Source organism: Caulobacter sp. AVps16, assembly GCF_058681455.1.
The window spans coordinates 2,415,123-2,425,914 of record NZ_CM178739.1 but is presented as its reverse complement, the minus strand read 5'-3'; the positions used below and the strand labels follow the sequence as shown (position 1 = coordinate 2,425,914).

Genomic DNA, 10,792 nt, shown 5'->3' with positions numbered 1-10,792 from the left:
GGAAGGGCGCCCCAACATCTGTTTGACCTGAGCGGAAGCGGCGGATCCACACGCTGCGCCTCAGGCCACAGGGAGATCAGGGCCAATGTCAGAGATCGATTTCGACCGCATGCCGACCCTGGGCGATGTCGCCCGCTATCATGCCGAGGCCCGCCCGGACGCAGTGGCGCTCAGCTTCGAGGGGCGTGACACGAGCTTCGCGGACTTCGACCGCAAGACCAGCCGGGTCGCCAACGCCCTGATCGCCGCCGGCCTGAAGACCGGCGACCGCGTGGCCTATGTGGGCAAGAACTGCGACCTCTATTTCGAGCTGCTGTTCGGTGCGGCCAAGGCCGGCGTGGTCACGGCCCCGATCGGCTGGCGACTGGCTCCGCCGGAGGTCGCCTATATCGTCGGCGACAGCGACGCCAAGCTGGTTTTCGTCGGTCCGGAACTGGTCGACCAGATCGAAAGCGTCGCGGCCGAACTGGCCTGGCGACCCGAGGTGGTGGTCATGGAACCCGTGGCGGGCGACGCCCACCGCACCTTCGAGGCTTGGCGCGATGCGCAAGCCGATACCGACCCCCGGGTCGCCATCAAGGTCTCGGACATCGCCATCCAGCTCTACACCTCGGGCACCACGGGCCGCCCCAAGGGCGCGATGCTGACCCATGACAACCTGCTGTCCATGCGCAAGCTGGCTGCCGAGTACCCCCTGGCCTGGAACCAGTGGGGACCCGAGGACGTCAGTCTCGTGGCCATGCCCGTGTCCCATATCGGTGGCACCGGCTGGGGTCTGGTGGGCCTTCTGAACGGTGCCAAGGGCGTGGTGGCCCGCGAGTTCGATCCGTTCAAGGTGCTGGACTATATCGAGCACGACCGGATCTCGAAGATGTTCATGGTGCCCGCGGCCCTGCAGATTGTGGTGCGCCAGCCCCGGGCCCGCGAGGTCGACTATTCGCGCCTCTCCCACATCCTGTACGGTGCCGCGCCCATTCCGCTGGATCTGCTGCGCGAGTGCATGGAGGTGTTCGGCTGCGGATTCGTCCAGCAGTACGGCATGACCGAGACCACCGGCACGGTCGTCTATCTGCCGCCGGAGGACCATGACCCGGCCGGTAATGCGCGCATGCGCTCGGCCGGCCTGCCGATGCCGGGCGTGGAGCTGAAGGTCATGGACGAGGCCGGAAACAGCCTGCCGCCCAACGCTGTGGGCGAGGTGGCCGTGCGCTCCGGGGCCAACATGGCCGGATACTGGAAGCTGGAGGAGGCCACGGCCAAGACCATCGATGCCGACGGCTGGCTGCGCACCGGTGACGCCGGCTATCTGGACGAGGACGGCTATCTGTTCATCCACGACCGGGTGAAGGACATGATCATCTCCGGCGGTGAAAACATCTATCCCGCCGAGGTCGAGAGCGCGGTCTACGGCCATCCGCATGTGGCCGAGGTGGCGGTGATCGGGGTGCCGGACGACAAGTGGGGGGAGGCGGTCAAGGCGGTTGTCGCCCTCAAGCCCGGCGCGCCCCGCGATCCGGACAGCATCATCGCCTTTGCCCGTACCCGGATCGCCGCCTTCAAGGCCCCCAAGAGCATCGATTTCATCGACGCCCTGCCGCGCAACCCGTCAGGCAAGATCCTGCGCCGCGAACTGCGAGCCCCCTACTGGGAGGGACGGTCGCGGCAGGTGAACTGATAGGGCCGATGCTGCGGGGCCTCTGCTGTCCGGTCATCTTCCCCCTCCGGGGGAGGAGCGCCGATGGCGTGGAGGGGGCAAGTCGCGCCGACCTACTCGATAAAGGCCGCGACCCGCTCTCGCGTCCCGATCAGGAGGGCATCCGCCACCAAGGCGAGCGGGCGGCTGTCGGCTTCTGAGCGTCCCGCCCGGATCAGCTGGGTGAACCGCGCATAGAGCGCCGGATACTCGGCGGCTGTCGCCTGCACCACGGGCTTGCCGTCGATCTCGACAACAGTGCCGCCATGCGAGAGGCGCAGGGTTCCGTCATCGGCGACGACCGTGATGTCCCAGGTCTGGGGGCCAGTCTGCAGGAAGTCGAAGTCGGCGGTGATCGTCACCCCGTCGAGAGTGCTCAGGGCCAGCTGGGCTGCGGACGGCGACTGGACATTCTCCGGGATCTGCAGATGCGCCCCGGTGACGAAGACCGCCTGGGGCATGATCTCGGTCAGGATCGACAGGGCATTGATGCCGGGATCGAAGACGCCAAGCCCCCCGGTCTCCCAGATCCAGCCCTGTCCGGGATGCCAGCGGCGCACGTCCTCGCGCCACTGGATGTCGACGCTGCGGATCCTGCGACCGGAAAGCCAGGCCCTGGCCGCCGGAACGCCGGCTGCGAAGCGGGAATGCCAGCCGGCAAACAGGGTGACGCCCCGTTCGGCCGCCAGGGCGGAAAGGTCGCTGACCTCACCGACGGTCGCGCCGGGTGGCTTCTCGAGCAGAACATGCTTGCCGGCCCGCAGCGCGATCCGCGCGGTCTCGCGCCGGGCCTGGGGCGGCGTGCAGAGGGCGATGGCGTCGAGATCCGGGCCCTGTTCCAGCATGGCCTCCAGCGAGCCGAAGGCCGGAACGCCGACATCCGCCGGGCCGTGGCTGGCCACGGCCACCAGCTCCAGGGCCGGATCAGCGGCTATGGCGGGAATGTGCTGGTCCCGGGCAATCTTGCCCACCCCGACGATACCGATCCTGATGATCCCCACGCCGACGCGCTCCTGACCCTTTGGCCAATGCCATATCGCACAGCTGAAAACCGCCAAGGGGTTTCGCGGCGACGGGTATTGATCCGGCCATGAGGGAAGGGGAGCCGGCCGGGAAAAGGAACGCATCCCCGGCCAGCAGGTATCGACGGTGGGGACCTATCGATATGACAGGTGTGCGGTGCGTCGGCCGTGGGGGCAATGGCATGGATAAAATGTCGCAGGGGCGGGGCGCTCGGCCCTGACGCCCGTCCGGGGCGATCCCATGGTCTCGCCTTGCGGGCCGGTTTGGACCATGTTCGGCACCATGATCATCTCGTCGACGACGGATTTCCGCGAGGCGGCGCGCCGCCGCTTGCCCCGCTTCCTGTTCGACTATGTCGACGGCGGAGCCAATGCCGAGACGACGCTGGCCCGCAATGTCACCGACCTGGCCGATGTCAGCCTGCGGCAGAGAGTGCTGCGGGATGTCTCGGCGGTGGATCCCTCGACCCACTTGTTCGGGGCCCGGCAGAGCCTGCCGGTGGCCCTGGCCCCGGTCGGTCTGATGGGCCTGTATGCCCGTCGCGGCGAGGTGCAGGCGGCGCGCGCCGCGGCCGGCAAGGGGGTTCCGTTCTGTCTGTCGACGGTCTCGGTCTGTGATGTCGACGAAGTCGCCCGGGCGTCCAGCGCGCCGATCTGGTTTCAGCTCTATGTCCTGCGTGATCGGGGCTTCATGCGCGATCTGCTGGCGCGGGCCAGCGCGGCGGGTGCCACGGCCCTGGTCTTCACGGTCGACATGCCCGTACCTGGGAGCCGCTACCGTGACGCCCATTCAGGGATGAGCGGGCCCCATGCCGCTGTTCGGCGCCTTCTGCAGGCCGCGGGAAAGCCCGCCTGGGCCTGGGATGTCGGGGTGAGGGGGCGACCCCATAGCCTGGGTAATGTCGCCCCGGTGCTGGGCCGAGGCTCCGGCCTGGAAGATTTCATGGGTTGGCTTGGGGCCAATTTCGACCCTTCGATCACCTGGAAGGATCTGGACTGGATCCGCGAGGTCTGGAAGGGGCCGCTGATCATCAAGGGGGTGCTGGATCCGGAAGACGCCCGCGCCGCCGCTGATATCGGGGCAGATGGCGTTGTGGTCTCCAACCATGGCGGCCGACAACTGGACGGTGTCCTGTCCTCGGCCCGGGCCCTGCCGGCCATAGCCGAGGCCGTGGGTGACCGATTGACCGTTCTGGCGGATGGTGGGGTGCGTTCGGGTCTGGACGTGGTGCGGATGCTGGCCCTGGGAGCCAGGGGCGTCCTTCTGGGTCGGGCCTATGCCTATGCCCTGGCCGCCGGCGGCGAGGCCGGCGTGACCAGGCTGCTGGACCTGATCGACAAGGAGATGCGCGTGGCCATGGCCCTGACCGGCGCACGCACCATCGCCGACCTTGACCGGTCCATCCTGGCCTGAAGCCAGGGGCAGCCCCCGAAACTCAGGCCCCGGCCGCCTTCAGGACCGTACGCCCCACCTCGGCAATTGCGGCGTCGCGGGCGTCTTCCGGGGCCGTCGAGCCGTTCAGGAACACCGCCACGGCAAACTGGCGGCCGTCCTTGAGGCGGTAGAGGCCGATATCGTTGCTGGCCGGGGTCAGGCCCAGGTCGGTGCGGGCGCCGCCGGTCTTGTGGGCCAGGCTGGCCCCCTCCGGCAGGGCGGCTTTCAGCCGGCCCTGACCGGTTCTCGTCGCGGTCATGATGGCCAGTAACCGCTCGGTCGAGGCCCTGGAGATCAGGTGCCCGGCCTGCAGCGCCGCCAGGAAGCGCACCGCCGCCAGGGGCGTGGCCGTGTCACGCGGATCGGTCAGATAGTCGGCCATGGCCCGGCGACGGGTGGCCTCCGGGACGGCCAGCATCACCGGCTTGAAGGCCTGGCCCCGCCAGGCGGCGCGGAACGAGGCCATGCCGGCAATATCGGGCTGGAGTTGTCGCTCATAGCGATCAATCCGGAAGTCGGGAATGGCCTTCTGGGTCAGCCAGGCGGTCAGGGCCCCCGGTCCACCGATCCGGTTCAGCAGCACGTCGGCGGCGGTGTTGTCGCTGGCCCCGCTGGCCGCTTCCAGCAGCTCAGCGAGGCTGTAGTGAGTGCGTCCGGGCCAGGCCTCGGCGATCGGGCTGAAGGGGGGCGACAGGTCGATGTCCCGGATCGTGATCACCTCGTCCAGGCGGATCTCGCCCCGGTCGACCCCCGCCAGGACCGCCGCGCCCAGCGGAGCCTTGAACACGCTTTGCAGGGGAAACCGCCGGTCGCCGTTGAAGGTCACGATCTGGCCGGTCTGGATGTCGCAGACGGCCACCCCCAACTGGCCGGGAGCCGCGCGATCGGCCACGGCCTGCAGGCTTTGGGTCAGGACCTTGGCGTCGAACACGGGCTCGAGCTGGCCCAGCATGGGGGCATTCTCGGTACAGCCCGAGGTCACGGCAGCGGCAGACAGCAGAAAGACGCGACGATGCATGGACGTGTTTCCCACGGTCGAACGCGGCCGTAAACGCGGGTCCCGCAGGGAGGGGACTTGCATCGGAACGTCCAGCGACGGCAAAGGGACGTCATGAGCCTGTCCTCCGTTCCGCCCTGCGTGATCCTCAACGAACCCCAACTGGCCGAGAACATCGGCGCGGTCGCCCGTGTCATGGCCAATTTCGGCCTGTCCGACCTGCGGCTGGTGCGGCCGCGCGACGGCTGGCCCCAGGAGCGCGCCTGGCCCTCCGCCTCCGGTGCCGACTGGCCGCTGGACAACGCCAAGGTGTTCGACACTCTGGAAGCGGCGATCGCCGATCTGAAACTGGTCTTCGCCACCACAGCCCGGCCACGCGAGACTCGCCTGCCGGTCCTGACCCCGCGCGAAGCCGCAGCCCAACTTTCGGCGGATGTGGCCCTCGGCCGGGCGGTGGGGCTATTGTTCGGCGGAGAACGGGCCGGGCTGGAGACCGACGACATCGCCCTGTGCCAGGGTATTGTCAGCATCCCGATCGACGCGCGCTTCCGCTCCCTGAACCTGGCCCAGGCCGTGTCGATCACGGCCTATGAGTGGAAGATGACGGTCGATGACCGGCCCTGGGTGAAGTTCGAGCAGAATGTCGAGGACCCGGCCGATCAGTCCAGCCTGCTCGGCCTCTATGGCCAGCTGGAAGACGAGTTGGAAAAGGCCGGTTTCTACCATCCGCCGGAGAAGAAGCCGTCGATGGTCCGGAACCTTCGGGCCCCTCTGGCCCGCGCCCGGCTGACTGAGCAGGAGGTGCGCACCTTCCGCGGCGTGGTCACCGCCCTGTCGCGCGGGCGCGGCCGGGTTCTGGCCAAGCTGGCGGCCAAGGGCGTGAAGGATGAGCCGAAAGCCTAGGCCCGCCTTCTGGCTGACAAAACTCCGAGACAGAGAGAACCCGGCCGCGCTAACCTGCTTTCAAACAGATGTTGGGGGGGCGATATGAACCGTCGGGAACTGCTGGCCGTGGCCGCTGCTCTTGGTCTGGTGCCAGGTCTCGCGCGCGCCCAGGGCGCGGATGCGGCGACCCTGGCGCGCGATGCCTGGCTGTTTGCCCTGCCGTGGATCGAGATGGCCACGACCCGGGCCCGGGTGTTCAAGCGCGGGGCGCGTCCCAACCGGATCTATCACCGTCGCAAGCTTTCCGATCACACCGATCGCAGCGTCACGACGCCCAATAATGACACCCTCTATTCCCTGGCCTGGATCGACCTGACCCAGGGGCCGGTGACCCTGACGATCCCGGCCAGCGGCCAGCGCTATGTCTCGGCCGCGATCCTCAACATGTTCACCGACAATGACGTGGTGCTGGGCACGCGGGTCAATGGCGGTGCAGGGGGCGACTTCACGGTGGTGGGGCCCGGCCAGACGGTGACGGGCGACAGGGTCGTCAGGGTTCTGACTCCCCATGCCTGGATCCTGATCCGCACCCTGGTCGACGGTCCAGATGACCTGGCGGCGGCTCGCAAGGTCCAGAGCGGCTTCAAGGTCAGCGGTCCGAAGGCGGAGCGGCCCCCGGCCTATCTTGAGCGCGATGCCGACCCCGCAGCCTATTTCGCGACGGCCCGGGCCTTGCTGGCTGCCGATCCGCCGCGCCCAGAAGACGCGGCCTTCATCCAGCGGTCGGCGGGCCTGCTGACCGATGGCCTGTTCGACGCCGCAGCCCTGGCGGCCGGGGTCGCCCAGGCCCGGGCCGTTGCCAAACTGGCCTCGGGACGGGTCGCGTTCGTCAATGGCTGGTCCTATCCCAAGCCCAATCTCGGCTATCACGGCGTCGACTATGGCTATCGCGCCATTGTCGCCCTGCAGGGTCTGGGAGCCCTGCCGGTGGCTGAAGCCATGTACATGAAGGCGGCCGGCGACAATAACAGCGGCCTGTTCAACGGCGACGGCCTCTACCGTCTGACCCTGCCGGCCCAGCTGCCGCTGGACGGTTTCTGGTCGCTGTCGATGTATGAGGCGACGGCGGACGGCCAGTACTTCTTCACGGACAATCCGATCGACCGCTACGCCATCGGCGACCGCACGCCGGGTCTGAAGCGCAATGCCGATGGGACACTGGACCTCTGGATCAGCCGCAGCGATCCCGGCGGCGAGCGCAGCGCCAACTGGTTGCCGGCCCCCAAGGCCGGGCCGTTCTCGATGACCCTGCGCACCTATCTGCCACGGGCCGACCTGCTGGAGGGCCGGTTCCGCTTCGACCCGATCGTAAAGGTCTAGACGATGAGCGATCTGCGCGCTGCCGCCGCCGAGGCGTTTCTCTACACCCTGCCGCTGATCGAGATCGCCGCCGTCCGGGCGCGCGGCCTGGCGGTCGGGTCGCCGATGAATGCCTTCGCCTCGATGCGTAACCTGGCCGACCACCGGTCCCGGGCCGTGACGACGCCCAATAACGATACCCTTTACGCCACGGCCCAGCTGGACCTGTCGGAAGGTCCCCTGACCCTGACCGTGCCGGCCTCGGGCGCGCGCTATGTGTCGCTGCAGCTGATGGATGCCTGGTCCAACAGCTTTGCGGTGCTGGGCACGCGGACGACAGGCCCTGATGGCGGGACCTTCACCCTGGTGGGACCTGACGAGGCCGCCCGCGTCGGGCCGGGCGTGATCCGCGCGCCAAGCCGGCATGTCTGGGCCCTGGCCCGCATCCTGGTGACGGGGCCTGAGGATCTGGAGGCCGCGCGCCTTGTACAGGCGGGTTTCACCGCCCAGGGACCGGCCGCGCCGCCGGTCGCCGCCTATGCCCGCCGCAGCGATCCCTGGCCGGCCTATTTCGCCAGTGCTGACCGGCTGATGCACCAGAACCCGCCACCGGCCAGCGACCTGGCCCTGTTGCGGCGGATTGCGCCTTTGGGTCTGGGGGGCGGGCGGTTTGATCCCGCGGCCTTCACGACCGAAGAGGGCGAGGCGATTGCTTCAGGGCTGGAAGACGGCCGCCGGGCCGCCCGTTCCGGTGGTGGCCTGTCCGGCGAAGGTTTCATCGAGGGCTGGGCCTATCCGCGCGCCAAGCTGGGCGATTTTGGCCAGGACTATATGCTGCGCGCCGCCGTCGCCCTGGGCGGGCTGGCGGCCCTGCCCCTGGTCGAGGCCACCTATCTGCGGGCCGGCCACAACGGTCAGGGCCTGTTCGACGGCACCCGCAACTGGCGCCTGCACATCCCCGCCGACCGGCCGATCCCGGTCGACTCCTTCTGGTCGCTCAGCCTCTATGAGGCGACGCCGGACAAGCAGTTCTTCTTCACGGAAAACCCGCTGAACCGTTATGCGATCGGCGACCGCACGCCGGGTCTGGTCTGGAATGCCGACGGCTCGCTGGACCTGTGGATCGGCCATGCGGAGCCCGATGCCGGGCGGGTCAGCAACTGGCTGCCGGCCCCGGCCGGACCCTTTGCCCTGTTCATGCGTGCTTACCTGCCGCAGCCACACTTGCTAGACGGTGGCTACCGTCTGCCCCCCGTCGAGGAGATCTGAGTCGTGAAGACCCGCGCCGCCGTAGCCTTCGCCGCCAAGCAACCGCTCGAGATCGTCGAGGTCGACCTGGAAGGTCCCCGCGCCGGCGAGGTGCTGATCGAAATCAAGGCCACGGGTGTCTGCCACACCGACGCCTATACGCTGGACGGTCTGGACAGCGAGGGCCTGTTCCCCTCGATCCTGGGCCATGAAGGCGCGGGCGTAGTGGTCGAGGTCGGCCCCGGCGTCACCAGCCTGGCGGTCGGCGACCACGTGATCCCGCTCTACACGCCCGAATGTCGCCAGTGCAAAAGCTGCCTGAGCGGCAAGACCAATCTCTGCACGGCCATTCGCGCGACGCAGGGCAAGGGCCTGATGCCCGATGGGACGAGCCGCTTCTCCTACAAGGGCCAGACCATCCACCATTATATGGGCTGCTCGACCTTCTCGAACTACACGGTGTTGCCCGAGATCGCCGTGGCCCGGATCCGCAAGGACGCGCCGTTCAAGACCGCCTGCTATTGCGGCTGCGGCGTGACGACGGGCGTCGGGGCGGTGGTCAATACGGCCAAGGTCGAGCCGGGTGCCAATGCCGTGGTGTTCGGCCTGGGCGGCATCGGCCTCAACGTCATCCAGGGGCTGAAGCTGGTCGGCGCCAACATGATCATTGGCGTCGACATCAATCCCGACCGCGAGGCCTGGGGCCGGCAGTTCGGCATGACCCACTTCGTCAATCCGAAGGCCATCGACGGGGATATCGTTGCCCATCTGGTGGCCCTGACCGACGGCGGGGCCGACTACACCTTCGACGCCACCGGCAATACCACGGTCATGCGCCAGGCTCTGGAAGCCTGCCATCGCGGCTGGGGCGAAAGCATCATCATCGGCGTGGCGGAAGCCGGCAAGGAGATCGCCACCCGTCCGTTCCAGCTGGTCACCGGCCGGGTCTGGAAGGGCACCGCCTTCGGCGGCGCGCGCGGTCGCACCGACACGCCCAAGATCGTCGACTGGTACATGGACGGCAAGATCCAGATCGACCCGATGATCACCCACGTCCTGCCGCTGGAGCGCATCAACGAGGCGTTCGATCTGATGCACGCCGGCGAGAGCATCCGGACGGTGGTGACGTTCTAGGGCGCGAGCGACTCGCCCCCACCTGACCGCTTCGCGGTCGTCCGCCCCCGTAGGGGGCAGATGAAGTCCGCCGACCTCATCTTCCCCCTCCGGGGGAGGAGCGCGAAGCGCGGAGGGGGCAAGTTCGCAGGAGTTTCCATGACCGTCGAAATCACCGCCACCCACCGCCTGCACGACGGCACCCTGCGCTACTGCAAGCACGCCAGCGCCAGCACGGACACGCCGATGAAGTTCACGGTGTGGGTTCCAGACGGGGAGGGGCCGTTTCCCTATCTCGTCTGGCTGTCGGGCCTGACCTGCACGGAAGACAATTTCACCACCAAGTCGGGCGTCTATGAACACGCCGCCCGGTTCGGGATCGCCATCGTTGCGCCCGACACCTCGCCGCGTGGTGAGGGCGTGGCCGATGATCCGGCCTATGACCTGGGGCAGGGGGCGGGCTTTTATGTCGACGCCACGCAGGCGCCCTGGGCACCGCACTTCCAGATGTACTCCTATGTCACCAAGGACCTGCTGCAGGCCGTCGACGGTGCCTTTCCGCTGGACGCAGGCCGGCGGGGGATCTTCGGTCACTCCATGGGCGGCCACGGGGCTCTTACCCTCGCCCTGCGCAATCCTGACCTGTTCCAGTCAGTCAGCGCCTTCTCGCCGATCGTCTCGCCGCTGAACTGTCCGTGGGGCGACAAGGCGATGACCGCCTATCTGGGCGAGGATCGCGCCGCCTGGCGGGCTCACGACGCCTGCGCCCTGATCGCGGACGGTGCAGGAGCAAGCTTCGACGACATCCTGATCGACCAGGGCCTGGCCGACAGTTTCCTGGAAAACCAGTTGAAGCCCGAATTGATCGAAGCCGCCGCTACAAAGGCCGGCCGCAAGATCACGGTGCGACGCCAGGAAGGCTACGACCACAGCTACTTCTTCATCACGTCGTTCATTGGCGAGCATCTGGCCTGGCACGCGCAAAGATTGTAGTTTTTTCCGGCGTCCGTTGTCACTGACGTGGATTGTGGTAGCCTGGC

The 10,792-nt window shown here is 68.0% G+C and carries 9 protein-coding genes; 7 read left to right on the top strand and 2 right to left on the bottom strand.

Annotated elements, in window-relative coordinates:
- Positions 1-85: 85 nt before the first annotated feature.
- Positions 86-1,675 (top strand): fatty acid--CoA ligase, encoded by a 1,590-nt coding sequence (locus ACW17U_RS11680; protein WP_492052588.1) that lies wholly within the window; start codon positions 86-88, stop codon positions 1,673-1,675.
- A 92-nt stretch (positions 1,676-1,767) separates the two neighbouring features.
- On the opposite strand, the gene ACW17U_RS11675 is transcribed toward ACW17U_RS11680, so the two are convergent.
- Positions 1,768-2,688 (bottom strand): Gfo/Idh/MocA family protein, encoded by a 921-nt coding sequence (locus ACW17U_RS11675; RefSeq protein WP_492055726.1) that lies wholly within the window; start codon positions 2,686-2,688, stop codon positions 1,768-1,770.
- Between the two features lie 310 nt (positions 2,689-2,998).
- On the opposite strand from ACW17U_RS11675, the gene lldD reads away from it, so the two are divergent.
- Complete coding sequence (lldD, locus tag ACW17U_RS11670) at positions 2,999-4,129, top strand: FMN-dependent L-lactate dehydrogenase LldD (RefSeq protein ID WP_492055725.1); 1,131 nt, start codon at positions 2,999-3,001, stop codon at positions 4,127-4,129.
- 22 nt (positions 4,130-4,151) lie between these two features.
- On the opposite strand, the gene bla is transcribed toward lldD, so the two are convergent.
- A complete protein-coding gene (gene bla / locus ACW17U_RS11665) occupies positions 4,152-5,168 on the bottom strand; it encodes a class A beta-lactamase (protein ID WP_492052586.1) in 1,017 nt (338 codons plus the stop codon).
- Between the two features lie 93 nt (positions 5,169-5,261).
- Here bla and ACW17U_RS11660 point away from each other — a divergent pair, with 93 nt between their 5' ends.
- The 5 genes from ACW17U_RS11660 (at position 5,262) to fghA (ending at position 10,745) form a co-directional block, all read left to right on the top strand.
- Positions 5,262-6,050: an RNA methyltransferase gene (locus ACW17U_RS11660; protein ID WP_492052584.1), complete on the top strand. Its 789-nt coding sequence runs from the start codon at positions 5,262-5,264 to the stop codon at positions 6,048-6,050.
- Positions 6,051-6,134: 84 nt separating this feature from the next.
- Positions 6,135-7,412, top strand: a complete 1,278-nt coding sequence (locus tag ACW17U_RS11655; protein ID WP_492052582.1) for a DUF1254 domain-containing protein — start codon at positions 6,135-6,137, stop codon at positions 7,410-7,412.
- A gap of 3 nt (positions 7,413-7,415) precedes the next feature.
- Positions 7,416-8,660, top strand: a complete 1,245-nt coding sequence (locus tag ACW17U_RS11650) for a DUF1254 domain-containing protein (RefSeq protein ID WP_492052580.1) — start codon at positions 7,416-7,418, stop codon at positions 8,658-8,660.
- A 3-nt stretch (positions 8,661-8,663) separates the two neighbouring features.
- The gene (locus tag ACW17U_RS11645; RefSeq protein ID WP_062145178.1) at positions 8,664-9,773 is read left to right on the top strand and encodes an S-(hydroxymethyl)glutathione dehydrogenase/class III alcohol dehydrogenase; all 1,110 of its coding nucleotides are present in this window, start codon (positions 8,664-8,666) and stop codon (positions 9,771-9,773) included.
- A 138-nt stretch (positions 9,774-9,911) separates the two neighbouring features.
- Entirely contained in the window at positions 9,912-10,745 is an 834-nt protein-coding gene (fghA, locus tag ACW17U_RS11640) for an S-formylglutathione hydrolase (protein WP_492052578.1), read from the top strand.
- The last annotated feature ends 47 nt before the right edge of the window (positions 10,746-10,792 follow it).